Genomic DNA, 26,663 nt, shown 5'->3' with positions numbered 1-26,663 from the left:
TGGCGATAGACATTATACCAGAAAAGGGAGGTCAATGCTCTTTTTATAGCAAATTTCCCTTAAAATCAAGGTTTTTATTAGATTTTGCAACAAAAAAACAGGTAGTTTTTGACACTACCTACTAAGTACAGGAGGGACAAAAAATGAAACGACAAAAGCTACAGGAAAGCATGATACCGCCATATGAAACAGCCTTGCGGGAAGCGGAGAAAAGCGCAGCCACAATTGAAAAATATCTGCGCCATGTCCGGCAGTTTGTCGCCCACGATGCGGGCCGGAAAATTGACAAGGCTTTGATGCTGGAATACAAGACGAGGCTGGAGAAACTCTACGCCCCCTCCAGCGCCAACGCTGCGCTGGCGGCGGTCAACGGCTTTCTCCGCTTTTGGGGCTTTGAAAGCTGCGGCGTCAAGCCTTTTAAGGTGCAGAAAAAACTCTACTGCCCGGAAGAAAGGGAATTAAGCCGGGAGGAATACATCCGGCTGGTAAAGGCGGCCAAAGAAAAAAGCAGCGAGCGGTTGGCCCTGCTGCTGGAAAGCATCTGTGCCACGGGAATCCGGGTGAGCGAACTGCCGTATATCACAGTGGAGGCCGTCGCCCGTGGCGAGGCGGTGGTTCACTGCAAGGGAAAAACAAGGACGGTCTTTTTGCCCGCCGCCCTGCAAAAGAAGCTGCGGCGGTATATGCAACGCCAGAAAATCCAAAGCGGTCCGGTGTTTATTACCCGCACGGGCAAGCCTATGAACCGCTCCAACATCTGGCGGGAGATGAAGGCTTTATGCGAACGGGCGCAGGTTGCGCCAAGCAAGGTGTTTCCCCATAGCTTACGCCACCTGTTCGCCCGGACGTTTTACAGCATCGACCACGACGTGGCAAAGCTGGCGGACCTTTTAGGCCACTCGAACATCAATACGACCCGGATATACATCATCACCACGGGAGCGGAACACCGGAGGAAGATGGAGACCATGCGACTCGTCATCTGAAAAAGGGACAAAAAAACCAGCGCCTGAAACGCCGGTCTATGGGTGATCACGGAAGAACCCTTCTGTTGTAAACGGGAGATATAGTTACATACTGACCTATATACATTTATATCATATTGGGGCAAAAAAGTCAAGACTGTGACAATTTGAGCATAGCAAACAAACCTTTTCAACAGAATGATTGGAAAAGGTTGCTTTAGTGCGCCCTGAAAACACCTGATACGGAATTCTAGAGGTCTCTTCCGGTTTCCTGATGGAAAAAATACAACAGAAGGGTTCTTCTGCTGTAAAGGGGGCAAGCCATAGCACTAAAGGAAATGAGTATGAGGGACGAACAGGAACAGAGCATAAAAGAAAAGACGCCCCCGCCGCGGGAGGATCCCCGAATCGATGTATTGATTGGGGCCTATCGCAATTTGGCGGTGAAAGTGGATCTGTTGCAGGAGCAAATCCAAGAGCTGGAAACAGAACTGGCCCGGCAGCAAGAGCTGAGGAAGAATATCGCAAGAGTTGAGGGCAACGCTCCCCCACTCGCCTTGAGCGCGCCCATGCCGGACAAGCCGGAGGCGAAGGAAAAACCTGTGAGACAGGAATCGAAACCACAGCACAGCGCCAACGCCGGGCCGAAAAAAGTCCGGGCAGGAAAAATCATTGGGGAGTGTGTTTTTTATAGTCTGTTACTTCTGTTAATTTTGAGCGCCGTATTCGTCCGCACTACGAGCGACGGCTCGCCTCGCAGCTTTGCAGGCTTCACCGGCATGATTGTGCTGACCGAATCCATGCAGAGTGAGATACCCAAAGGGTCATTGGTGATCACGAAAACCGTAGACCCCCAAAGTCTGCAAATCGGGGACGACATCACCTACATGGCGAACCAGACCACCTCCGTCACCCACCGGATTGTAGGCATCACGGAAAACTACGAGAACACGGGCCAGCGCGCTTTCCAGACGCAGGGGATCATGAACCGCGAGCCGGACAAGCAGACGGTTCCCGCCATCAACGTGGTGGGCAAGGTGGTGTTCCACAGCGAAGTTCTGGGAACCGTCGCTAGCTTTATCGGGCAATACTGGCCGCTTCTGCTGTTTATTTTGGCGGTGGCGTTTGGGCTGCTCTATGTGCTGGGGCGCATCTTCAAGAGCCCGCCGAAGAAACCGGCGGAACATTGAAACTCCTCACGGTGTATGGGAGGCACTTTTCCTCCTTTATACATAATATGAAATTCAAGTGAAAGGATGAGAAAAATGACGGCAACAACCCGAAAGCGAAAAGTCATCTCGGCGGTGGCGGCAGTCGCAGTCTCGGCGGCCATTCTGCTAACCGGCACCTTCGCGTGGCAGAGCATTAGCCAGACGGCTCTCAACGAGAAAACGGGAACAGTGAACCCCGGTGCCCGGCTGCACGACGACTTTGACGGCACCAACAAGGACGTGTACGTGGAAAACTTCATGAGCGCAGCCGAAGGCGGCGTGGCGATTTACGCCCGCGTCCGGCTGGACGAGTACATGGAAATCGGCTTGGGCGCAGGGCTAAAAACCGGCGATGCGGATTATGACAGCAAGGAAGCCGTTTCTCTGGTAGCCGGAGCGGACATCAACGATGTCTCTACATGGAAAACCCATATCCCGGACGATGAAACCGATGTGTTCCACGACGATTACTGGAGCTGGACGCTGGGTGGACAGACGACGTATATGCCCACCTTCAACAAAAACAAGGACAGCCTCGTGGCGGATGTCAACGGTACATACGACGGCACAGACGCGGCGGACGATATCCACTACGACGACTATGTGCCCTATGCCAATGGGGAACAGAAAACAGCCAACGCGGTGTATGACGCGGACGAAAACGAGATTGACGAAGGCGACGCTGCGGTAGAGGGGACAAACATCACGACGGTGGAAGAAACCCACACGGCCACCAGCACCATAGACGGCACGGTGATGACCATGGCGGAGTGGAAGGCCGCCGGTTCGAAGCCTGGCGCATACTGGGTGTATGACGTGGACGGCTGGGCATACTGGGCACAGGCTATAGAACCCGGCACCGCCACGGGCCTTCTGCTGGACGGAATCAGCCTCCAGAAAGAGCCGGGAGACAACTGGTATTACGGCATTAATGTAGTGGGCCAGTTCGCCACCATGGGCGACTGGGGCACGGCGGAAGGCAGTGACGGCTTCTTTGGCGAGAATGACGGCCCGGCTCCCACAGCGGACGCGCTGTTCCTGTTAAATCAGGCGGCGGGACGCGAACTGACGGTGAAGGTAACGGCCTCCGCAGATGAAGTGAAGCTGGGGGAAAGCGCAACCTTTACGGCAGCGGTATCGGCAGGCGAAGCGGTGCATCCGAACCAGAAGGTAACATGGAGCGTATCCGGCGGTACGTCTGTCAGCACCAGAATCACCGGAGACGGCGTTCTGACCGTAGGCGCGGATGAATACGTGGGCGGAACCTTGACGGTGCGCGCGCTTTCCACTGTGGATAATACCACCTTTGCAACCTACAGCGTAACGGTGCTGTCAAGCTGGGATACAACGGGTTTCGGCAGTATGACGCCGGGCACACTGGAAACGGTGACGATTGACGGAAGAGACTGGTATTTGCTGGCGAGGGACGGCAACAAGGCGCTGCTTTGGGCAAAAGAAATGGAGCCGACCTTTAGAACAGACGGCATCGGCGTGTTTGACGGTGAAGCAGGTGTCTATGGTTCCGGCGATAACGTATGGGATACCAGCAGTGCGAGAGAATGGCTGAACGGAACCTATTTGACCGGCTTAAGCACTCTCCAGAGTCATGCCGTACAAACCGCAATCACCACCCGCAGCGAGTACAATGCGACGACATGGATTACAACCCAGGACAAGGTGTTCCTGCTTTCCGAGGCCGACTTGTTCGGAACCTTTGACGGTACGGCAACCAGCGACGCGAGAGATTACACCTACGGAACAAGCCGGTTGGTAACGGATGTGAACATGAAGAAGTGCGATACTACAGTCGGCAAGTATTATTGGCTGCGTTCGCCGCGCGCCGATTCCGGCAATGTGGCGCTGGGGGGTGCGTCCAATGGTGAGTCCACTTTTGGCTATTACTACGTCGTCTATGGTGGCCGTGGCGTGCGTCCCGCTTTGTGGGTGAATCTGGCCGGTTAAGTTTTAGAACCAACGGCACGCGGATTGCATTTGTACGAGATACAGCACGAGCATTGCCATAAAGGGAACAGGGCGGCGTCCGCCGCCCCTGCTCCCTGCCATGCGCTTTCCCTTTTCCGGAGAGCGCGTGGCAGAGAGCAGAAAGATAAACGAAAAGAACTTTGAAACGGAAGGAGGGCTTTGCCATGCGAGCAGGGATATATCGGTCGGTAAGTATGCTCCTGACGGCTTTGTTCCTTCTCTCCAGCCTTATCACCGGCACGCTGGGCTGGCAAAGCCTTGGCCAGCAGGCAAAGAACGAGGCACAAAGCGAAGTTTCCGCCAATATCGACGTAGAGCTTTTGAAGCTGGAAAAGCTGCCGGACGGGACCGAAACAGAAAATTCCGTCCCCGGCGCGGCGTTTTACCTGTTTACCCAGGACGGAACCCAGCTCGGCGGGCGGTATGTTACCGACAGCGACGGGAAAGTTTCCGTTTCCTTGGAGCCGGGTGAATACTACTTTGAAGAATCCGCACCAGCCCCCGGCTTCACCTTTGATAAAGACGAACAGGGCCAACAGTTTACCCGCTACTCCTTTACCGTCACCAGAGAGGAAACGGAGCCTGTCACCGTCACCGCCTACAACGTCCGGCTGCAAGGGGCGCTCACCATAGAAAAGACTGTCCGAAATGCGGACGGTTCGCCCCTCACCGATGCGCAGCAACAACAGGAGTTTGTTTTTACCGTCGCTTTTTCCGGCGGCGGCACCTATGAATACACGGTGGACGGCGGTGAACCGCAGGAGCTTACAAGTGGCGGCACGCTCCAATTGAAGCACAACCAGACCGCCCTGTTTGAACAAATCCCCATGGGGGTGCTCTATACTGTCACGGAGCAGCCTGTCCCCGGCTATATCATATCCTCCACCGGCCATACGGGAACCATCACCGAAGCAGGCTGTGCGGCGCTGTTTACCAACACTTACATCCCCGGCCAGACGGGAAGCCTGACTGTTTCCAAGGAGGTCAAGGGCACCGGCGCGGATTTGCAGAAGGAATTTGCCTTTACCGCCGTGATCGACGGGCAGACGGAAACCTTTGCATTAAAGCACGGCGAGAGCAAAACCTTTTCCAATCTGCCGGTGGGGACACAATACGTCATCACCGAAACCGATTACACGGCGGAGGGATATACCGCCACGGCAAAATCCTATACCGGAGCCATCACTGGCGAGGAAAATCTTCTCCTGCCCTTTGTCAATGTGTATGGACCAGCCGAGGAACCGGGCAGCCTGACGGTGCAAAAAGAAGTTGTGGGCGAGAGCCCCGACCCGGCCAAAGAATTTACCTTTGAAATCACCTTTACCGGCGAGGATGCGCCTGCTTCTCCGCAGAGCTTTACTTTGAAAACCGGAGAACAAAAAGTATTTGAAAATATCCCAAATGGCGTAACCTACACCGTGAAAGAAACCAACGCGGCTGGGTATCTCGCTACGGTTGAGGAAATCTCCGGCGCTATTGCAAGCGGTCAAAACCCCCTTATCCTATTCAAGAATCGGGCGCCGAACGAACCGGAGGAACCGATTACCCTCTCTGTTACCAAGCAGCTTGCGGGCGAATACCCGAAAGCGGACGAAAACAAAGAATTTCACTTTACTTTGCTTGTGGATGGTGTGGAAACCGCGTTTACCCTCAAGCCCAGCGAAACAAAGGAATTTGAGATCCCGGCGGGCACCTCCTACGAAGTGTGGGAGGACGACTACTTCACGGACGGGTACGCCTTGACTATGGGAAACGGATACGGCACTCCCCTTTCCGGTCAGACGATAACTGTCACCGCCACCAACATTTTTGTGGGCGAAGTGCAGAGGGAAATCAAGGGTGAAAAGACGTGGGCGCTGGGCGGATATGACGAGAGCGTGTTGCCCGAATCTATCACCATCCGGCTTAAAAATGGGGCTTTGCTGGTGGAGGAAATCTCCGTTACCCCGGATGAAAAGGGCGAGTGGCATTACACCTTTACCGCGCTCAAATACGGAGCGGACGGAGAGGAAATTGCCTACACCGTGGAGGAACTGCCCATTGAAGGCTTTGTCCCCAGCTATGACGGCTTCAATATTCTCAACACCTACATTCCTCCCATAGAAATCGCCTCGCCTATCATTGAAAAGGCAGTGGAAGGCGAGAACGAGCCTGCAACACCGTTCGCCTTCCTGCTGAAAGGCGAAAGCAACACCGCGCCTATGCCGGAGGGCAGCAGGGGCAATACGAAAATCGTCACCCTTACCGGCAGTGGCAAAGCCGAATTGGGCTGGTTCACGTTTGAGAATGTCGGCGTCTATACCTATACCCTCTCGGAACTGAACACCGGCGCGGAGGGCTGGGAGTACGACAATACCGTTTACACCCTCACTTACACCGTCACGCTGGAGGACGGCACACTCCATGGTTCCTATGCCCTGATGCGAGACGAGGAATCGGCGGATATCGCGCTGTTTACCAACCGCTACCGCGAGAAGATCACAGAGCCGGAGACGGTGAAGATTACAGGCACCAAGACATGGAATCACGGGGACAACCCGGAAGATAAGTGGCCCGATTCCATCATCGTGGAAGTTTACGCGGACGGCCAGCTTGCCGCCCAACGGCTGGTGACAGCAGGCGACGGTTGGCAGTATGCCTTTGAAATGCCCCAGTATGCAGAGGACGGCCACAAGATTGTCTATACCGTTAATGAAGCGGCGGTGCCTGGCTATGATAAGGCCATTCACGGATATGATTTAATGAATACCTACCATCCGAGCAAGCCCGTTGACCCGGATACGCCCGGCGAATCCGGCAAGCCGGATAATCCGGGCAATCCCACGTCCCCCCAGACCGGCGACAATAGCAACCTCATCTTGTGGTTTGTACTAATGTTCCTCAGCCTCACAGGGCTCATCATGATTCCCCCGTTGCTCGGGAAAAGAAAATCACGTGAGAGACAATATAAACGCCACTGAACATCTGTGTTACTCCCCTTTGTCTATCGGTACAGAAGAGTCCGGATATGGCAACAGGCCTTCACATCTTGTTCTGATATTTTAAAATACGGAATAATACGTTTCGACCGTTATGGTTCCCGAACGCTTTTGCCAAGGGCAAGGTTCGTCAACAACTCTCGATAATAAAGATAATTTACCAGCGGGACGTCATGGGGAATTCCATGGTCCACGTGGGGAATATATCCGCCTTTTTCCAACATGACCGGAACCTTTGAGATTACCTCCTGATAAATTGCTTTCCGGTCTTTGGCAAGTTCTCGCTTGTCAATCCCCCCTAACATTCCGAGGCGGGGATACTCTTCCCGAAGTTGGATCACATCATTGCCCGCCGCGATTTCCACCGGGCTGATGGCGTCGACGCCCGCCTCCAAAAATTCTGGAATGAGCCCTCCGGGATAACCGTCACAGTCCACATAGACAAGTTTAACGCCATTTCCCTTTAAGAATTCAATGAACCTTCTGTAATGTGGAAACATAAAGGTGCGGAACATGTGGGGAGAGATCATTGGCGCGTGTTTATAGGCCATATCTTCCTTAAGCTCAACCACATCAATATCGACCTGTCGGATTCGATCCCGCAAAACGTCAATGCAAAAATCTGTGAGAAACGCAAAAATCTCATGGACCAGAGACGGATCATCATAAAACATCATACAGAGATTCTCAAATCCAATCCAATCCCGCGCGGTCCAAAAAAGAAAGGGAACGCTCAGGTGCGTCGTTGTGACGCCAAGGTTTAGTATCTTGGCTCGCTCTTTAAAATTTTGCGGGATGCGCTCTGGATCCTTGCTGTCGTATCGTTCTTTCATTTTGAGAAAATCGTCCCGACTCTGAACCGGAAAGGACAGCCATGTCCGGGTGACAAATCCTGGATTCATATCCTTAGAAAAATCCTTGCGCACAGCGCCTTGTTTGTCCCGCCAGATTTTGTAGACTCCCGTATCTTCCATGATTCTTTCTTCAAATTCCGGGTGCATTCCCAAATGAATCGGTACGCCTACATTGTATGGATCTAAATCAAAAAATATGGCAGGAGGGACCCCTTCCGGATACCCTTGCTTCACCCATTCCCGCATGGTGCTGCCTCGTATGTTCCACTCCACTAATGGGATGCGGTCTATGGGGCGAAAGGTAAGTGCACTGAGGAAGCGTTCTCTGTTCGTCATGTGATATCCTCCAATCCGATTATTGTATGTTCCAATGACGAGGAATTTCAGCAAGAAAAGTGTCTCTTCGGTTGCTTAATTCCTTGGCCTATATTATAATCTTTTTCAGGGATACATTTCTACTTGTATCTTGTGTTTTTCATCAAGATATTCACATATATTGCGCATCGGAGGATATGAAAATGGAATGGGATCAATATTACGTAGAGGTGCCGGAATTCAAAATAACCTATGTCGATGCTATCATCGAACAGAAGCATGCCCCCGTAATCCATTATCACAACGTATTTGAACTAGATTTATTTGTGAAATCCGACAATGATTGCTTTATCAAAAATACCCGATATCCTTTGCAGGATTTTTCCCTATTGTTTATCTGTCCGCGGGATATGCACATATTACATTACAAAGCCGGTTCTCAGTACAGTCGATTCGTCATCAACTTTTCAGCTGACATTCTTCGCCCTTATCTAGCGATACAGGGTCTGGACTCTATACTGGATCAATTGGAAACGCGCCTGTTAACTCTTCCACCAGATGTCTATAGCCGGATTTTGGCACTCTTCTTAGCTGTCTACAAGTGTAAGTCGAACCCTGGCAATTATTCAGAAAAACAGCTCACGGCTATGCAGCAATCTCATTTGCTTGTTCTTTTTTGGGAAGTCTATTGCCTGCTAAATCAATATCCATCTTCCACTCCTACCTCAAAACCGTCATTGCTGATCAAGAATGTGATTCAGCATATGGACCAGTCCTACTCAGAACCGCTTACCCTGGACTTGCTACAAGAGACGTTTTATGTAAATAAATATTATTTATGTCATATCTTTAAAAAGGAGACCGGAGTTCCCATTATCGAATACCTTAACTGCCGCAGAATCATTGAGGCGCAGAAACTTCTAATGAATACACACCTCTCCATCAGTGAAATCTGTTTTGCCTGTGGATTCAATAATCTACAGCACTTCTATCGAACTTTTAAAAAGTACACCACATACTCCCCAAAACAATACCGGCTGCCGCAAAGCGATACATAAAGTGGAGAGAGCCGATCCCGGATACCATGGGATTGGCTCTCTCCACTTTCGTTGTCTTCAAGGCTTTTTCTTCCCAAACCTTTTTAAGTGTTCGGGCGAAGTTTGAAGATGATCCGCTTCACCTGATTTTCCCTATGAAATCAATGTACAGATTGGAACAGAAGAATCTTACTAAAATGCAAATTGGGGAACTTGTATCTCGCTATGCCTACTGTTGAAATAAAATTTATCCAGAATCATATTGGATATGATAGCTGTGCATTGGATTTGCATTGGAAAGTTTTGTTCTAGCACTTTTTGGATATCAGTTTCACTTGTCAGGTCAACCTGCATGCAATAAAATGACATTTTGGGAACCCGGACAATTTGTTTGTTCTCTTTAGAGGGATGCAAAATCTGGACAAAGAATGAATACGATACAGGCGTCGTATCACAGTGGACTAAAATTCCAGCTGGAAACACAGGCGCCATATTTTGTGCTTGTGCATCCTGGAAGAGCTTCATGGCCGTCTTCTCTTTCTGCACAAGATCATTCCAGTTTCCGCAAAATGGAACTTCAATATAAAAACGTTCTTCAATTTCGCGAGTATAAAGACCAGATTGATCTCGATATTTTAAGTTTTGCTCCATATTGTTCAAATTGAACTGTGTAATTTCCAATCCAAGCTGAATATCAGAAATTCGCTCTTGCATAATTCTTTTTCCGTTTTCCAAAAAAATTTTTTCGTCCAGTTTTCCACTCTGGTCAATATATTCTTTCAACTCTTTCAGGGGGATTCCGAGTTTGATACAAAGAAGAATCATATCCAGCATCCCCAGCTGTTCTGGCAAATAGTAACGGTATTTCGTCTGCGGATCTATCCATGCAGGCATCAAGAATTTTTGCTTTTCATAATAGCGAATTGAGTTTATATTTACATTCCGTAATCCGGCAAATTCACTGATAGTTAGATACTGTTTCATTTTGTCCTCCTTACCAATTATACTCTGTTATTCTAACAGAGTTCATGCTGTTTGTAAACCCACGACTTCAGTGGATAACCCCTTATTGTTGAATTATGATATGATCTGTATTTTTTTGATTGGTCTATTGACTCTATTATTATAATAGGGTTTATGATATTCAAGAATATAAAAATTAAGGAGGTCTAGAATGGCAGTAACAAATGTAAACCAGGGAGGAAATCCCCTGGGAACAGAAAAAATTGGAAAATTGATTGTAGCCTTTGGCATACCCAGCGTGATATCACAGGTGGTCAACGCACTATATAATATTGTTGATCAGATATTTATCGGGCAAGGTGTTGGCTATCTTGGCAATGGCGCCACCAGCGTTATTATGCCGCTTACCGTTCTGGCAATGGCGCTAGCTCTACTCATCGACCAAGGCGCTGCGTCATATTTGAGTCTAAAACTTGGAGAGAGAGATGAGGAATCAGCTGCAAAGGGTGTGGGAAATGCTATTACAATGCTACTTATCATTGGCGTGGTTTTAACGGTGCTGTTCAATATTTTTTTGAGGCCCTTATGTGTGCTGTTTGGAGCAACCGCAGACAATCTTCCCTATGCCCTCGATTATGGAAGAATTATTTCTTGCGGCATACTCTTTTTCACCATTGACTCCGGCATGTCAGGCCTTATTCGTGCTGACGGCAGTCCGAAGTACAGCATGGTTGGTTTATTGGTTGGCTGTATCACAAACATTATCCTCGATCCTATCTTCATATTCGTTTGTCATTGGGGGGTAAAAGGCGCCGCTTGGGCAACCGTGATCGGGCAAATATTAAACGCTATTGTATGTGTCGCCTATATCGGAAAATTTAAGAGCATCAAGCTGAACAAATCCCACTTTATCTTACATGGCAAAACACTGTGGAAAATATGTAGTATGGGAACTTCCAGTTTTATCACTCAGATTTCAATCGTTATCGTTATGGCTGTGTCGAATAATGTACTGGTATACTATGGCGCTCAATCCATCTACGGTTCAGATATCCCGCTGACAACTCTGGGAATTGTCATGAAGGTCAATATGATTGTGACCGCTTTTGTGATGGGCTTATCCACTGGTGTACAGCCAATTTTTGGGTACAACTATGGAAGTGGACAAATAGACAGAGTGAAAAAAACCTTCCGTTTTGTATTGACGATTGCCACTGTATTCCTGATTTTGGCATTTCTTGTATTCCAGTTTGCTCCTATGAGCATCGTTCGGCTCTTTGGTTCTGAATCTGATCTGTATAATGAATTTGCAGTGAAATGCTTTAGGATCTATCTTTTAGTCATACCGATCAACGGCTTGCAAATGGTAACGCGCATCCTATTCCAGTCTATTGGAAAAGCTGGACAAGCAACACTCTTGTCTTTGGCAAGACAGATTGTGTTTCTTGTGATCCCTACCATCTTGCTGCCAATGTTCATAGGCGTAGAGGGTGCATTGTGGGCAAGCCCCTTAGCAGAGACTATGGCATTCATTATGGCGCTCGTTATGCTGAAAATGTACTGGAAAAAAATCTGAGAAGTAAATATTTAACTTAAGTTGAACGGCTTATAATCACGACTGGCCGCAATTATGATAGCGGTGGTCACAACAAAGAAAGGAAACAAAAAATGGATATTAACGCAAAGATTGTATTACTAGAAAATACGCTCAAAAAGATAATCAAGGAGGAATAACTGAATGGAAAAGATGATTATTACGATTGGACGGCAATATGGCAGTGGCGGTCGCGAAATCGGTGAAAAATTAGCGGAACTTCTGGGCTATTCGTATTACGATACCCTGCTAATAGAAAAGACAGCACAAGAAAGTGGCTTGTCAAAGTCTATTGTCGAAAGGTATGACGAACGTCTTGCAGATAAATGGATGAATCTGTCGCTTGCCAGCACTACCGGTGATGTGAAGCAGCTGCCGGTTCCCTTAAAATCTGTTTTGTCCCAGTTTGAGGCGATTTATCGAATCGGACAAGCTGGAGCAGCCGTTATTGTCGGCCGCTGCGCAGACTATGTGCTGCAAGACCAAAAAAATGTGTTGTCTGTTTTTATACATTCGGACATGAAACATAGAATCGCTCGTGTTGCAGCCAGAAATAGTATTAGCGAGAATGAAGCCAAAAAAAGAATCCGAAATACGGATAAACAACGGGCTTCTTATTATAACTATTATACCGATCAGCAATGGGGTGAAGCCGATAGCTATAATCTCTGCCTTGATAGCGGTTTATTTGGAATCGACGGTGCTGTTGCTCTATTACAGTCATGTGTACAGCTATTTTCCAAATGAGTATGGGATGCGTTCCTATCTCTGAAAAAGCTGGGACAGAAGGGCTACATTCGATATCTGATAGAGAAAGACAATATGCGAAAAAAACAGATTCTGACTGTAAAGAAGTAGAACAATTTTTGTGTACAATACTTCACAATATCTACAGCACCCAGTATGCCAACAGCACAAAAAAACCAGCCACCGCTGCTAGCGCCGGAATAAACACCAGCGCCGCCGCCAGTAACAGTGCGGGAATATCGTGTTTTTCCAATTGAATCTTTTCCGTCCCCTGTTCCGTCTTTACAGAAGGCTTCCATCTTTTTTTCATGATACTCTCCTTGTCTTCTCCCCTACCCGGTCTATGTGGTGACAGGCGGAGTAATGGCCTGGCTTCGCTTCCACAAATTCGGGGGGATCTGTTTTACAAATGTCTGTAGCATAGGGACATCGCGTGTGAAACTTACAGCCCAACGGCGGTCTGACAGGGCTCGGAATATCTCCCTCCAGCAGGATGACCTTTCGGTTGTTCTGTGGATCCGTTGTGGGGATTGCAGACAGCAGCGCTTCCGTATAGGGATGTAGCGGCTCCTGAAATAGATCCTTTGACGCCGCCAATTCCACTAAGCTGCCTAAATACATTACGCCGATTCGATCGCTGATATACTTAACAACGCTCAAATCATGGGAGATGAAGAGATAGGTCAGCTTCTGTTCCTGCTTTAAATCCATAAGAAGATTTAGAATCTGCGATTGAATTGATACATCCAGTGCCGATACCGCTTCATCGCACACAACGAATCTAGGTTTGACAGCCAAGGATCGGGCGATACCGATCCGCTGCCGCTGACCGCCGGAAAACTGATGGGGATACCGGTGAAACATATAGGGGGAAAGGCCACACTGCTCCATGATCGCAACTATATACTCAGAGAAACCCGGGTCTCTGCGCGTGAACATCCCATGAGCCAACACCCCCTCTCCGATGATCTGTCCTACCGTCATTCTAGGATTCAGGGAGGAATACGGATCCTGAAAAATTAGCTGCAAATCCCTCCGCAGCAAACGCATTTCCTTGGGCTTCAATTGTGTGAGGTCAATCCCTGGCTCATTGGATGGGGCTTTTTTGCGATACTCCGGCTGAAACTCCTCCGGCCGGCGGCCGTAGTAGATCGTCTCTCCTTCCGTCTGAGGGTACAGCTGGAGCAGAACTCGGCCAAAAGTGGATTTCCCACAGCCGCTTTCGCCCACAAGGCCAAAGGTTTCTCCCTCCTTAATATCTAAGGAAATTCCATCATTGGCCCGCACATACAGCTGCTCCTTCTGTCTAAGGGATGTTCGTTTCAAAGGAAAATATTTTTTCAGATTCCGAACTGCAAGCAGGGCTGAGGACCCTTCACTCATGTCTCGATCTCCTTCCTTCTTTTCTCTGTATCTGGATACAGACAGCGGATAGAGTGAGCTGGCGCCACCTCTTCCAGCGCCGGCTCTTGCTCTCGGCAAAAGGGTGTCGCAAACTTACATCTAGGTGCAAACTTACAGCCTTTTGGCAGGTTTAGAGGGTGTGGAACGGAGCCGGGGATGGCCTCCAGGCGGACACCTGGTTCCGTATCCAATCTTGGAATGGATTCCAGCAGACCTTCCGTATAGGGATGGGAGATGACTCGATCCCCAAATATCTTAGCAACCGGCGCCATCTCCACCACTTCCCCGCAGTACATGACTGCCACAGAATCTGCCATCTCGCGAATCACACCTAAGTCGTGAGTGATGAAAAGAATCGCGGTTCCCCTCTGGGTTTGCAGATCCCGCATTAAGTTGAGAATTTGTGCCTGGATCGTTACGTCTAAGGCTGTGGTTGGCTCGTCTGCAATCAGAACCCGAGGCTCACAGGCCAAGGCCATGGCAATCATGATTCGCTGCCGCATTCCGCCGGACAATTGATGCGGGTATTGGCGTAGTACCGTCTCCGGATTGGGGATTCGGACGTCCTGCAAACTTTGTACTGCCTTCTCCTCCGCCGCTTTCTTCGATACCCTCTGATGGGTCCGATATACCTCTTGAAGCTGTCTTTGAATTGTGAAAACCGGATTCAAGCTCGTCATCGGCTCCTGAAAGATTACAGAAATTTCATTTCCTCGTATGGCATACATCTCGTTCATAGGAATTTTCGTCAGATCCCTGCCCTCGAAGAGAATCTTTCCGCTATGGATATAGCCATTGCCGTCCAATAGCCGCAATATGCTCATAGCCGATACGCTTTTACCGCTGCCGCTCTCCCCGACTACTCCCAATGTCTTGCCCGCTTCCACCCTATAGGATACCCCATTGACTGCCTTTACGACGCCCCGCTTTGTTCGAAAATACGTGTGCAGATCCACTAGCTCTAAAAGGGACATAGCCGCACCTACCTTTCATTGGATTTTGGATCAATGGCATCCCGAAGCCCGTCCCCGATGAGGTTGATGCTGATGGTGGCAAGACTTAAGGCCAGCGCTGGAAAGACCCAGCGCCACCAAAAATTTACAATCACCGTGGAGGCTTGTGAACCGGTCAGCATATTGCCCCAGGTTGGATTTGGCTCTACCACACCAAATCCCAAGAAAGATAGGGAAGATTCTGTTAACAGGCATGAGGCAAAGTTCAGTGTCGTGTTGACAATGATGACCGTCACCACATTGGGCAGAATATGCCGGAAAATAATGGAGAGTTCCCGGATTCCCATAGCCTTTGCCGCCGTGACAAACTCCTTTTCTCTCTCCGCCAGAATCTGCGCCCTGACAAGACGGGCCAAACCCGGCCAGCTCAGAACTCCAAGAATGACCATAATCAGACTAATCCTGCGAAGTTCGGAGACATTGTTGCCGACAATGGAGGACAATATCATAGCCAACGGCAGAAAGGGAATTGCCCCGACGATTTCAGCAAATCGCATGAGAATATTGTCAATCTTTCCCCCGTAGTATCCGGAGAAACCTCCGATCAGGACGCCAATCAAAGTGGAAATGATAACGGCAATGGCTCCGATGGTCATCGTCAGCCGGCCACCGGACACAAGCCTGGTGAAGACATCGCGCCCAAAATCGTCGGTTCCCATGAGATATCCTTTCAATCCCCAGGAGGCAACGCTGCCATCCTCCCGAATGACATAGTTTTGATAGTAACCGGCATGGATCGATGCCGCTGTCTCAGCTTCTGCCGGAACATCTGTCTGGTGGAAATTATTCCGTCCCCAGGAAACGACCCGGCCGTCTTTTAGCAGAACCGTAAAGTGGCTTCGCCCAGCCTCAATCGCTACGGTAGCCCCCTGAACTTTCTGTGGAATCTCCTGAACACCGAAATCCTGGCTCCCCCAAACGGTAATTCTTCCGTCCTCTGTCAACACTGCTGCGGATTTATCCGTCGCGGCCAAATCCACCGCGCGGCCTTGAATCTCCTGTGGCACCGCGTCAAAAGTAGACTCCTTTGCGGAAAGACTCACCACCTGCCGGTCCTTGGTCAGAGCCAGTGCCGTCGTCGTGTTGGACACGATCTTCTCAACGTTTCCCTGCACCTTTCCTGTCTCAATGCTGATGAGATTTTCATTTCCCCATACGAATAGCTCTCCGCCCTCTGTCACAACCATGGAGATCTGGTATCCCGCTTCAATTTGCTTTATGTCACTTCGCCCCTGCACGGACTCCGGTACTTGATCCAGCGAAAATCGGTTATTTCCCCATGTGCGCAGAGTTCCGTCCTCCTGTAGCGCCAATACATGGCTCAATCCGGCAGATACCTGTGATACGGGTTTCAAGTCCTCCGGAACTGCTTTTAATTTGTCATCCAGTATGCCCCACAGGTATACGGTTCCATTTTGATCGATGCCGATACTAAAGGCGGCCCCCGCGTCAATCTGTTTCGCATTTTGCCGCAGCGCTCTGGGAACCTTCTGCTGGGAGAATCCAGGTGGCAAATTTTGTTGCGTCACATCCTGATAGGATGGGTCTAAGGGATACAATATAGGCAAGATAAAGCAGGCCAAAAAAATCAGAACGAATACCACAAGTCCCGTCATCGCGACCTTATTGTCTCGGTACTGAATAAGAATCATCCGCATAGGGCTTCGGACTGGCTCCTCCTCTATTACGGGCGGATCCATTGTGTTTTGTCCAAAAAATAACCCTCGGAATAGATTTCGAAAAAAACCGGTATTTCTCTTTTTTCTCATAGTCATCTCCATTCTGGAGCGCTGGCGACGGGGCGAATTCTGCCACCAGAGCAATTTGTGACGCTCGGCACAAATTCTCACGTCTGCTCCTATTCCAGTTTAACGCGGGGATCCACCAGGCAGTATCCCAGATCCATGATCAGGTTTCCTGCCAGCGTCAGGACAACATAAAACATCTGCATCGCCAGGACAACGGCAAAATCCTGCTGCTTGAGTGCTGTGAAAAGGACATTCCCGATACCATTCCACATGAAGATGGATTCGATTACGACGGAACCGCCAAAAACACCGACAAACCAACCTGTCACAATAGTCACCACCGGAATCAGGGCATTTCGGAAAGCATGAGAGTAGATGACAACTTTTTCCCGAAGCCCCTTTGCCCGTGCTGTTCGAATATACTCCATGCGCAGCACGTCAATCATCGCCGCCCGTACATAGCGGGTAATACCTCCAAGGGAGCTGAGGGTCATAACCAGCAGGGGCAGTGCCATATGTTTGGCTGTGTCCAGCACTTTCGCCCATCCGGTCCCCGTGAAACCGGCTGTGTTCACTCCACTGATGGGAAAGATGGGAAACTTGACGGCAAAGAAAAAAATACAGACGAGGGAGATGATAAAGGCAGGCAGGCTATAGCCGACTACGGTCCCTACCTGGACCACTGTATCGAATACGCTGTATTGTTTTACAGCCGTGACAATCCCCAAGGGAATTGTAATTCCAAACACCAAAACAAGAGAGGCAAGATTAAGCAGAATCGTATTTTTCATGGGAGTTTTGACCATATCGATGACAGGCATCCGATATTGGGAAGAATAGCCAAAATCTCCCCGGAGCATATTGCCAATCCAGCTCACATACTGTACGACGATGGGCTTATCCAGTCCGAGACGTTCCCTCGCTTCCTGGTATAGTTTGTTATACTGTTCCGGGTCTGTGTTGGCGATGGATGTGTCCAACATCATCCTCGCCGGGTCCCCCGGCACCATCTTATAGATTCCAAACATGAGGATCGAGACGATAAAAAATACAAAGACAACATACAATAACCGCCTTGCGATATATCGAATCATGCTCCTGTTCCCCTTCTTTACTGACTAGAAAAGTTTGCGAAACGCAAACTTTTCCTCCGCATATAGGACAAAAAAGAGGCGTTTCAAAATTCAGGAAGTCCCTGAATTTGAAGCACCTCTTGTATGCTTCTTACTTTGTAGTATGCGACAACGGCATAGAAATTATGCAGTTAAACTGGCGTACAAAATAGCATTTGTCCAGTTCCACAGCGCCTGCGCATCATACCCCGTAAGCTTCGTTGTAAAGAAATCGTGATAATCATCGGAGTACAGCGGAATATCTGGAAGCACCTCATTCCACCGCTTCTGAAATGCCAACCAGTTTTCCACCCATGTCTCCTCGTCACCAGGCTCCGTCGCCTTCATTGCCAGCGCCAGCTGCTCCAGCTCAGCGTCTTGAATGAAGTTGGTGTTGTAGAGTCCGAAAAACTGCGGGTCTGTGCTGTAATAATACCAGGGCGAGTTTGCCTCCGCAAAGGACGTCGCCAGGTTGAACATGTGATACTTTGGCTGGTCGGTCCCCTGACGGTTAATGTGGTTCTGCAGAACGCCAAATTCGACCGTCGTTGCGTTTAATTTCATTCCGACCTTCTGCATCTCACTGGGCAACATGGTGCTCAGCAGGTCAGACACAGGATTGTTTGGAGTATTGGCCCATTCAATGATCAGCGGCATCAGATCTCCGTCAACATTTTTGTAGCGAACGGAATCGGAGCCTTCCACGTACTCGCCGCCTGTCTCATTGAGAGTCCAGCCGTCCGCAATCAAAAGCTCTTTTGCCTTTTCAGGATTCAAAGTGTAGTGCTGAAGCTCCTTCTCTAGGCGTTCCTTCGTCTCCCTGTATTCCCACTGGGATAGCCCGTAAAAGCCGTCCACGACCTTCGCGTAACCGCCGGAATACTGTCTGGCAAATTCATCCCGGTCTAATAGGTAGGCAATGGCCTGACGTACCGCCTGAAACTGGGTTGGGCCAAAATCAGCGGAAAATGCGATCTTTCCATATCCAGCTCGAGGATAATGGACATAGCTGACCTTGCCAGCCTCCTCCAAATCCAGCCCCGCTTCAATGGATTCTCCACCGGAAACACCGGTGATCAAATCCACTGCCCCCGCCGCCAATTCATCCATCATGGTGGCCGTGGTGACGGATTTCATAATAATCTTGCCGATGGAAGGCGTCTGTCCTTCGTAATTGCCTAGGTAGCGATCGTTGCGCTCCAAAATCGCTTGCTTCGTCGACGGATCATACTGAACAAACCGGTAGGGTCCGCAGGTAACGGTGGGCTTATAGCGGTAACCGGACTCTGAGTTCAGAATCGGCTCCCGGATCAAATCCACTGTAAAATTATCGGAGAGCGTTGCGCCATTTCCCGTGTCCTCTATTGAAGCCCCCGGCGCTAAAACATGCATAGGCAGCGGCTTTACGTCACACCAGACTAATTCATAATAATACGGAAACTTTTCCGCCGCTACGGTCACGGAAAATTGGTCGTCACCCAGGAGACGGACTCCGCCAAAGGTTTTGGTCTCCCCTGCGTTAAACTCTTTATATCCAACATAGTCCATGCCCGCCGTGGCGTCCGCCTCCAGCGCCGCAAATTCCGGCGAGGATTGAAGCAAAATCGAAAACACATAATCCACTGCTGTGATGGGCGTCCCATCGTTGTACTGCAATGAATCCTGTAGGGAAATCGTATAGGTCTTCGATCCATCCTCGTTCTCTTGAACCTCGATGCCCCCATCTTTCACAACTGTCGGATCTACGACAAAGGTGCCCTCCTTTGAGTACACAACAGGCGAATAGCCATAGATGAGCCGCATAGCGTCGGCGTTAGCCCGTCCGCTAGTCCAACCTGACATAAAGTCAGAATTCAAGTCTGTCACAGAGCCGACAATCAGCTGCCCCGAGGCCGCTGACGAGGCTGGTGGGGTTGAATTTTCATTCGGCAATCCGCTGGAATCCGTTCCTGTATTGGAACACGCCGCCGCCGTAATGGTCATCATGACCAAAAGACAAACTGCTATGATCTTTTTCATTCTTTTACTCCCTTCAAAAAATGAATTGCTTACTTCATATGATTGCATTATATCAGAGAAACATTCCACAATCCACTGTAAATCGAAGGAAATAAAACGCATTAATTCATTTGTTGTAAAAGATTGGTTTTTTCAAAAAATTATGTACATATGCAACTCGTATTCCCTGACCCCCATCCCCAATATGCCTATTTAGCGAAATACTCTTAGCGCACCTGGTCATACCACTGAGCGATTCCTTCACACAGTCCCTGGGCACAGAGTCTTTGATAGTCCTCTGATACTAGCTTCACATCCTCCTGTTCATTGGACATAAATCCCATTTCAATGGTGATAACGGGCACCGTTGACCAATTAAAGCCCGTCTGGTCGTCCCGCTTTGATAGCCCCCTATTTTTCGCTCCCGTTATGGCAACGAAAGAATCCATCACAATACGCCCCGCCTTATAGCTAGCTTCCTCGATTCCGCGCACAGAATCGCCGGCGGGAACCAACATGCTGGCACCGTGAACATCGGAGCTTTCCGCACCGTCACAGTGGATCCGGACTGCCAGATCGACCTCAGCCTCGTTGAACAGCAACGCTCTCTGGACATTGCTGATATTCACATTCCCTGTCTCGCGGGTCATGACCACGGTGGCGCCAGCCTCCTCCAGCATATCTCGCAGAAGCAGGCCAACTGCCAAGGTGACCTGGTGTTCCGGCACTTTCGTAAAACGGCCCGTTGTACCGCTGGCAACCGCCGCTTTCATCACCGCTGAGCCAGGTGCGTTAGGTTCTTTTGTCGAATCTCCCCTGTTCTGATGGCCTGGGTCGATTCCGATCACAAGTCCCTCAAGGCGTGATTTCGCCTGCTCCTCCGCCATTTTTTCTTCCACCGCCCGTTTGGCCTCCTCAAGCAAAGGCGACAGTTCCGTCGAAGGTATCGCAAATCCTGATGCCGTCCCCTCCAAGCGTTCAGTTGGCGTATACCGCATCCCATCCGCCAAAAAAAGCCGGACTTCGGATTCATCCCCTTCAGCGGGAAGCCTCCTAGATGCGACCCACAGTCCGCCTGCAGCTGCCGAAACCACCAAAAGGAATAAAAGGACCGCGATCCAAATTTTATTTGCCTTTTTCATAAGCTCGCTCCCCCACTCTCTGTTGCCAGAATAATACGCAGGCTGGCATGGAGATTCCATGGCATATGTCCACTTCCTGTAGTCCTTCCTCTGTCCTCTTAAAACTGACGATATGATCTGAATTTTGGTTGGCCGCCAACAGAAAATCTTCCTGGGGCGTCAGGCTACAATCGCGGGGATGCTTGCCATGTGTGGATACCGATTGCTGCTTCCACAGTTTTCCATCCTCATCAACAGAAAAGCATGCAATGCTCTCCTCACCTCGATTTGACACGTAAATCCGGTCGCCAGCTTTTGTAATTCGGATCGCCGCTGCACAGCTTGTCCCGCGAAATCCCGCTTCCAAACTGCTGATCTCCTGTCGCGCCCTCAACCCGACCTCCGCTGAATACTCAAACGCCACAATGGATGAGCCCATCTCCGTCAAGACATACGCATACTTTCCATTGGGATGAAACACCATATGTCTGGGTCCGCTTCCGGGCGGCATAGGGACGCACATCTCCGACTTTAGCTTAAGCTTGCCGGAAGCGGGGTTAACATCATACACCACTAGCTGATCCATTCCCAGATCACAGACGATGGCATACCGACCGTCGGGCGTAATACAGGTACTATGTGCATGAGCCTTTTCCTGACGGCTTTTATCCGGGCCGCCCCCGATATGGCGGCGCATACAAAACATAGGCGTAAGGTTTCCTTTCTCGTCGATGGGGTAGGACTGTACGGTGGCATCCTCATACGCCACAGCAAATAGAAATCTCTCGGAAGGATCCATCGCCAGATGACAGATGCCCCCTCCCGGTGCCTTTACGCGGTTGCGGGGCGTCAAAGCCTTTGTCCGCGGGTCAACATCATAGGCGACGATCATCCCTCGACTTCCGTCCGTCGGCTCCGACGCCGCATATAGGATCGTCCCCTCTCGGTTTAAGTACAGATAGGAAGGACTGACCTGCTCCGCCAAGAGCTCAGGCTTGCCGGTGAATTTTCCCTGTTCAACCGCCAAGCCGTAGATCCCACTACTTCCCTTCTCCGTATACGTTCCAACATAACAGTATTCCATCTGCGCTTCCCCTCTTTTTTGTCAACTCATGATTGTTCTTTGATCCGTCCCAGGCAGTAGACTTCTGCCTTTTTATCATACTGCATTTCCCGTGAGATTACAAGGCTCATTTGCGAAAAAAAGCCGCCGCATAAACTGACGCAATGCATATTGGACAATGGGAGACTCATATGTATACAGTAGAAACCAGGTATTAGAATGTGGGAGGGATTGACATGAGCGACATGATGCAGGGATGTGGAAAGGATAACTCCTTGCTGATTCTGCTTTTACTTCTAAGCTGCTGCCAGGGAACAGGGGTGGGCGCCGGCTGTGCTAACTTCGACGATCTCGTTTTTTGGCTTGTCTTGATCTTGATTCTGAGTGGAGGCTTCGGCTGCCGGTATTGAGACGATGGAGGGGGAGGCCCGGCGTTTTGATAAAATCGATGGGCAATATTCCCATCGATGATGCATATACTATAGCAGGACTCAAAAGAAAGGAGCCGTTCTCATGGACCAGTCGATTAATTTTGAACAGATGAGACAGATGATCAATATGTTCTCCAATTTCTCCGGACCTCGTGAAACGCCTTCACCCAAGTCTGAAAAATCGGATGATCGCACGCCAGAATCCATGCGAATTCTCAAAACCGTCATGCCCTTCATGGAAAGTCCAGCAAAGGGGCAACTGGGAATTCTTTTAAAATGTATGGAGTTAAAAAATACAGTCTCCTGCTACGAACAGGAAGTGAAAAAAAAGGATACGGCGGACTTTCAGCGGTCCGCTTCGTCAAAACCCAAAAATGAGTTCTCTCCGAGAAAGCAAAGAGAAATGCTAAAATCCATCCGCGATGTCTGTGGGAAGGACAAACAGCATATCATCGATATGGCGCTCCAGACGCTGCAAATGCAAGAATTCATGAAAATGACTCAGCATGGCGCAGATCCCTCGGCTCAGCCCCAGGAGGCGGCCCCTGCTTCCAGACAAGACAGCCCCCCCTCGAACCCGCAGCCGGATCTGGGATCCGCTCTCTCCTATCTGCGGCCAGAGCCCTTCAAAGCATCGCCACAGAGTTCAGCCATTTCCAATCCCTCGCTGTCCGAACAGCTGAAAGAGGGATTGACGCCGGAACAACAGCAAATGTTTGACAACTTGTCCTCTTTTATGAACAACACACCACCGAAAGGAGCTCCCAATGAGTAGCGAATTAAATTCTTTCTATGAAAGTACTGCTTTTCGCAGATTGGCCCCCGCGAAAGCAAAACTGATTCGGGAAATGGTCGACATGATGGAGAATAAGTCGACCAATGAAAAAATGCAGATTATGATCTCCTACGGCTTTCGAATGAAAAATAATGGCCTAACCCTCACATCCGAAGAATCGTCCCTGCTGCTGAACGCGCTTCAGCAAAACTTGAGTCCTCAGGAACGCCAAAAAATGCAGACGCTGCTGCAAATGTTTTGAATGCGGCAGCATCTTCACCGCCTAGGCTGTGCCAAACTGAAGGACCTACTGTCGAGAACAGAGTTTGTAGAAATACAGGCTCTGTTCTTTTTTTCCATAGCTGAAAAAAAGTTCGCGAAAGCTCTCAAAAAGGAACAGCGCATACCGCGCTGTTCCACATTCCATTCCCGTCTTCACGATTTCGCCTCGTCTTGCAGTTTGCTGTCCGCGATGATCTTGTCCTGTACTTCCTTGGTCGTCTCCTCGTACCGGGCAAATTCCATGGAAAACATGCCGCGCCCCTGGGTGATGGAGCGCAGGTCCGCCGGATAGGTAAACATTTCCGCCTGGGGAACCTCCGCCTCGATCACCTGTTTCTTACCAACTCGCTCCATGCCGAGAACACGGCCGCGGCGTTTATTCAAATCCCCGATAATATCGCCCATGTAAGCCTCATCCACGGTAATGTGAACGGTCATTATAGGTTCCAGTATCACAGGCTTTGCCTGGGGAATGCCATTCTTGAATGCCAGGGCTGTGGCTAGCTTGAATGCCATCTCGGAGGAATCCACCGGGTGATAGCTGCCATCCACTAAGGTCGCTTTGACTCCCACCATGGGGTACCCCGCCAGAACGCCGCTCTTGACACACTCCTGAATTCCCTTCTCGACGGCTGGGAAATAGTTCTTGGGAACCGCGCCGCCAAATACCTCCTCCGCAAAAACATAGGGCTGTGTCAGATCCCCGGATGGCTCAAAGATTATATGTACGTCGCCGTACTGTCCATGACCTCCCGATTGCTTCTTATGCTTCCCCTGTACCTGCACCTTGCTGCGGATTGTCTCACGGTAGGGAACTTTTGGCTTCTTCAATTCAATTCCGATTTTGAACTTGTTCAGCATCTTGCTCACGATAACATCCAGGTGCTGGTCCCCGACACCATACAACAGCTGCTGTTTCATCTCACGGTCAACGACCAGACGGATTGTGGGATCCTCCTCCATCAGCCGCTGTAAGCTGGCCGATACCTTGTCCTCATCCCCTTTGCTCTTCGGCTCAACCGCCATACACATCAGCGCATCTGGGAACTGGATCGGGGGGAAATTCACCGCGATCCTCTTACCACACAGCGTGTCGCCTGTCGTCGTAACGGAGAGCTTCGTCACGGCTCCTATATCCCCGGCATGGATCTCCGGGACCTCAATCTGCTCCTTCCCCCGCATGACATACAATCGATTCATCCGCTCCACAGCGTCCTTGGTCACGTTGACCACCGGATCATCCCTTCGGAGGATGCCGGAATTGATTTTGAAATAGGTGATCTTGCCGAGGAAGGGGTCCACAGACGTCTTGAATACGAACGCTGAGAAAGGCGCCGTCTCCCCGCACTCCACTTTGACCGGTTTCCCGTCCTTGTCCACCGCGTCCAGCGTGGGATGAACCATCTCAGCCACAGGAAAATAACGGCATATGGACGTCATCAGCACACCGATACCGGTCCCATTGATAGCACACCCACACAAAACCGGCACGATATCGCCGGAGACGATACCGCTCTTCAGAGCGTCCTGAATCTCATCCACCGTGAACTCATCCCCGTCGAAATAGCGCTCCATCAACTCCTCGTCCGTCTCCGCCACTGCCTCTAAAATCATCTGCCGGACAGGATCTATCTCATCCGCCATCGAATCCGGTATCTCGCATGGAACGACGCGGTCGCCTTCGAATTTACGCCCCTCCATCTTCACAACGTTTACGAAACCGACAAATTTCCCATTCTCTTTGATCGGAACTTGAAATGGAGCGATTGCCTTGCCAAATGTACTCTGCAAATCTTCCAGCACCTTCACCAGATTGGCGCCCTCTTCATCCATCCCATTGACAAAGATAAACCTTGGCAGGCCAGCCGCCTCCGCCTTCTCCCACGCTAACTCTGTGCCAACCTGAACGCCACTCTTGGCGGAGACAACGATAACCGCGCCCTCCGCCGCACGAAGCGCTTCCTCAACCTCGCCAACAAAATCAAAGTAACCGGGTGTATCCAAGATATTGATCTTATACTCTTCCCACTCAATGGGAAGGATGGAAGTATTCACTGAGAAGTGCCGCTTTGTTTCTTCTGCGTCAAAGTCGCTGATCGTATTTCCATCATTCACGCTTCCACGTCGGGTTATGGCTCCCGACGCAAAGGCCATTGCCTCTGCCACGGTCGTCTTGCCAACCCCACCGTGGCCGAGCAATACAATGTTGCGAATCTTGTCTGAAGAATAGACCTTCATAAACATTCCTCCAATCTTGGATTAAATTGTCGATTCCGCGCACAAAGTTTGTATGGTCGTCCAGGCAGCTCTCACCGTCGATCGAATATTTCATCTAGATTACCATATGCTTACCCTCTACGCCTTATATTTTCTTATTCGACTTTCCCAAAACTTTTCCTTTTTTTCAAAAAAAAATATTTATTATTTTTTTAAGGAATGTATCACCTCTTCTTTAAAACTATGATATAATAAAAAGAAAGCGCTGTGGCCCAAATCGGCAATCTATTTATCATTCGAAAGGACGAAGCCTCATGCAAAAAATTCCCAGTTTTACTGTCAATCATTTAAAATTAAATCCAGGTGTTTATGTCTCACGGAAAGATGCGGTTGGGAATGAAGTTCTTACAACATTTGACATTCGCATGAAAGCGCCCAATCGAGAGATCGTCATGTCAACTGGTACCTGTCATGCCATCGAACACATGGGGGCTACATTTTTGCGAAATGATCCGGAATACGCCGATAAGACGATCTATTGGGGGCCAATGGGGTGTCGGACGGGTTTTTATGCCATACTCAAGGGAGATTTGTCCCCGATGGACATTCAGAAGCTGTTGATCCGCTTATTTCGCGCCATGGCTTCCTTTGAGGGCGTTATCCCTGGCGCTTCCCCTAAAGACTGCGGCAATTTTGAAGATATGGATCTGTTCAGTGCCAAAATCGAAAGTCAATGCTTTGTCGACAATGTGTTAACCATTCTATCGGAGGACAATACGGTATATCCCGTCTGACCTCTGATTAAAAAATTCCTTCCCCGTCTATACTATTTAAGGATATGTTTAGCAAGAG

General features: G+C 49.7%; 22 protein-coding genes. 11 read left to right on the top strand and 11 right to left on the bottom strand.

The features are described from left to right. Window positions 1-143 precede the first annotated feature (143 nt). The 4 genes from H8730_RS01490 to H8730_RS17505 all read left to right on the top strand — a co-directional run bounded on the left by H8730_RS01490 (window position 144) and on the right by H8730_RS17505 (window position 7,119). Complete coding sequence (locus H8730_RS01490; protein WP_249289208.1) at window positions 144-986, top strand: tyrosine-type recombinase/integrase; 843 nt, start codon at window positions 144-146, stop codon at window positions 984-986. Between the two features lie 323 nt (window positions 987-1,309). After that, complete coding sequence (locus tag H8730_RS01485) at window positions 1,310-2,155, top strand: signal peptidase I (RefSeq protein WP_249289206.1); 846 nt, start codon at window positions 1,310-1,312, stop codon at window positions 2,153-2,155. 75 nt (window positions 2,156-2,230) lie between these two features. Then, the gene (locus H8730_RS01480; RefSeq protein WP_249289204.1) at window positions 2,231-4,138 is read left to right on the top strand and encodes a DUF6273 domain-containing protein; all 1,908 of its coding nucleotides are present in this window, start codon (window positions 2,231-2,233) and stop codon (window positions 4,136-4,138) included. 185 nt (window positions 4,139-4,323) lie between these two features. Next, window positions 4,324-7,119: a DUF7601 domain-containing protein gene (locus H8730_RS17505; protein WP_283243813.1), complete on the top strand. Its 2,796-nt coding sequence runs from the start codon at window positions 4,324-4,326 to the stop codon at window positions 7,117-7,119. A 110-nt stretch (window positions 7,120-7,229) separates the two neighbouring features. On the opposite strand, the gene H8730_RS01460 is transcribed toward H8730_RS17505, so the two are convergent. Further along, a complete protein-coding gene (locus H8730_RS01460) occupies window positions 7,230-8,327 on the bottom strand; it encodes a uroporphyrinogen decarboxylase family protein (RefSeq protein WP_177718256.1) in 1,098 nt (365 codons plus the stop codon). A gap of 182 nt (window positions 8,328-8,509) precedes the next feature. On the opposite strand from H8730_RS01460, the gene H8730_RS01455 reads away from it, so the two are divergent. After that, window positions 8,510-9,364, top strand: a complete 855-nt coding sequence (locus tag H8730_RS01455) for a helix-turn-helix transcriptional regulator (protein WP_177718258.1) — start codon at window positions 8,510-8,512, stop codon at window positions 9,362-9,364. A 171-nt stretch (window positions 9,365-9,535) separates the two neighbouring features. Here H8730_RS01455 and H8730_RS01450 read toward each other — a convergent pair whose 3' ends face one another. Next, window positions 9,536-10,327: a MerR family transcriptional regulator gene (locus H8730_RS01450; RefSeq protein ID WP_177718260.1), complete on the bottom strand. Its 792-nt coding sequence runs from the start codon at window positions 10,325-10,327 to the stop codon at window positions 9,536-9,538. Window positions 10,328-10,517: 190 nt separating this feature from the next. Between H8730_RS01450 and H8730_RS01445 the strand changes: the two genes are divergently transcribed. Both H8730_RS01445 and H8730_RS01440 read left to right on the top strand, forming a co-directional pair. Further along, a complete protein-coding gene (locus tag H8730_RS01445) occupies window positions 10,518-11,882 on the top strand; it encodes an MATE family efflux transporter (RefSeq protein ID WP_177718262.1) in 1,365 nt (454 codons plus the stop codon). Between the two features lie 162 nt (window positions 11,883-12,044). Continuing rightward, window positions 12,045-12,647, top strand: a complete 603-nt coding sequence (locus H8730_RS01440; protein WP_177718264.1) for a cytidylate kinase-like family protein — start codon at window positions 12,045-12,047, stop codon at window positions 12,645-12,647. Window positions 12,648-12,789: 142 nt separating this feature from the next. On the opposite strand, the gene H8730_RS01435 is transcribed toward H8730_RS01440, so the two are convergent. The 8 genes from H8730_RS01435 to H8730_RS01400 all read right to left on the bottom strand — a co-directional run bounded on the left by H8730_RS01435 (window position 12,790) and on the right by H8730_RS01400 (window position 22,127). Then, a complete protein-coding gene (locus tag H8730_RS01435) occupies window positions 12,790-12,957 on the bottom strand; it encodes a hypothetical protein (protein ID WP_177718266.1) in 168 nt (55 codons plus the stop codon). After that, window positions 12,954-14,030 (bottom strand): ABC transporter ATP-binding protein, encoded by a 1,077-nt coding sequence (locus tag H8730_RS01430; RefSeq protein WP_177718268.1) that lies wholly within the window; start codon window positions 14,028-14,030, stop codon window positions 12,954-12,956. The genes H8730_RS01435 and H8730_RS01430 overlap by 4 nt, the downstream gene beginning before the upstream one ends. Continuing rightward, complete coding sequence (locus H8730_RS01425) at window positions 14,027-15,025, bottom strand: ABC transporter ATP-binding protein (protein WP_177718270.1); 999 nt, start codon at window positions 15,023-15,025, stop codon at window positions 14,027-14,029. The genes H8730_RS01430 and H8730_RS01425 overlap by 4 nt, the downstream gene beginning before the upstream one ends. An 8-nt stretch (window positions 15,026-15,033) precedes the next feature. Further along, window positions 15,034-16,833 (bottom strand): ABC transporter permease subunit, encoded by a 1,800-nt coding sequence (locus H8730_RS01420; RefSeq protein ID WP_249289202.1) that lies wholly within the window; start codon window positions 16,831-16,833, stop codon window positions 15,034-15,036. An 89-nt stretch (window positions 16,834-16,922) separates the two neighbouring features. Next, complete coding sequence (locus H8730_RS01415; protein WP_177718272.1) at window positions 16,923-17,906, bottom strand: ABC transporter permease; 984 nt, start codon at window positions 17,904-17,906, stop codon at window positions 16,923-16,925. Between the two features lie 162 nt (window positions 17,907-18,068). After that, entirely contained in the window at window positions 18,069-19,943 is a 1,875-nt protein-coding gene (locus H8730_RS01410; RefSeq protein ID WP_249289200.1) for an ABC transporter substrate-binding protein, read from the bottom strand. A 206-nt stretch (window positions 19,944-20,149) separates the two neighbouring features. Continuing rightward, entirely contained in the window at window positions 20,150-21,064 is a 915-nt protein-coding gene (locus tag H8730_RS01405; protein ID WP_177718276.1) for an N-acetylmuramoyl-L-alanine amidase family protein, read from the bottom strand. Beyond that, a complete protein-coding gene (locus H8730_RS01400; RefSeq protein WP_177718278.1) occupies window positions 21,048-22,127 on the bottom strand; it encodes a lactonase family protein in 1,080 nt (359 codons plus the stop codon). The genes H8730_RS01405 and H8730_RS01400 overlap by 17 nt, the downstream gene beginning before the upstream one ends. A 215-nt stretch (window positions 22,128-22,342) precedes the next feature. Between H8730_RS01400 and H8730_RS01395 the strand changes: the two genes are divergently transcribed. The 3 genes from H8730_RS01395 to H8730_RS01385 all read left to right on the top strand — a co-directional run bounded on the left by H8730_RS01395 (window position 22,343) and on the right by H8730_RS01385 (window position 23,574). Continuing rightward, window positions 22,343-22,516: a hypothetical protein gene (locus H8730_RS01395; protein WP_177718280.1), complete on the top strand. Its 174-nt coding sequence runs from the start codon at window positions 22,343-22,345 to the stop codon at window positions 22,514-22,516. A 103-nt stretch (window positions 22,517-22,619) separates the two neighbouring features. Further along, on the top strand, window positions 22,620-23,312 hold the full coding sequence (locus H8730_RS01390; RefSeq protein ID WP_177718282.1) for a hypothetical protein: 693 nt from the start codon (window positions 22,620-22,622) through the stop codon (window positions 23,310-23,312). Next, window positions 23,305-23,574, top strand: a complete 270-nt coding sequence (locus H8730_RS01385; RefSeq protein ID WP_177718284.1) for a hypothetical protein — start codon at window positions 23,305-23,307, stop codon at window positions 23,572-23,574. The genes H8730_RS01390 and H8730_RS01385 overlap by 8 nt, the downstream gene beginning before the upstream one ends. Before the next feature lie 173 nt (window positions 23,575-23,747). On the opposite strand, the gene fusA is transcribed toward H8730_RS01385, so the two are convergent. Beyond that, window positions 23,748-25,832 (bottom strand): elongation factor G, encoded by a 2,085-nt coding sequence (gene fusA / locus H8730_RS01380; protein WP_177718286.1) that lies wholly within the window; start codon window positions 25,830-25,832, stop codon window positions 23,748-23,750. Window positions 25,833-26,125: 293 nt separating this feature from the next. Here fusA and H8730_RS01375 point away from each other — a divergent pair, with 293 nt between their 5' ends. Beyond that, window positions 26,126-26,605, top strand: coding sequence for an S-ribosylhomocysteine lyase (locus H8730_RS01375; RefSeq protein ID WP_177718288.1), 480 nt, complete (start codon window positions 26,126-26,128; stop codon window positions 26,603-26,605). Window positions 26,606-26,663 lie beyond the last annotated feature (58 nt).

The sequence above is a fragment of the Bianquea renquensis genome (genome assembly GCF_014384895.1).
In the GTDB taxonomy this organism is placed as follows: Bacteria; Bacillota; Clostridia; order Lachnospirales; family Bianqueaceae; genus Bianquea; species Bianquea renquensis.
This window is presented reverse-complemented; position numbering and strand designations above follow the sequence as displayed.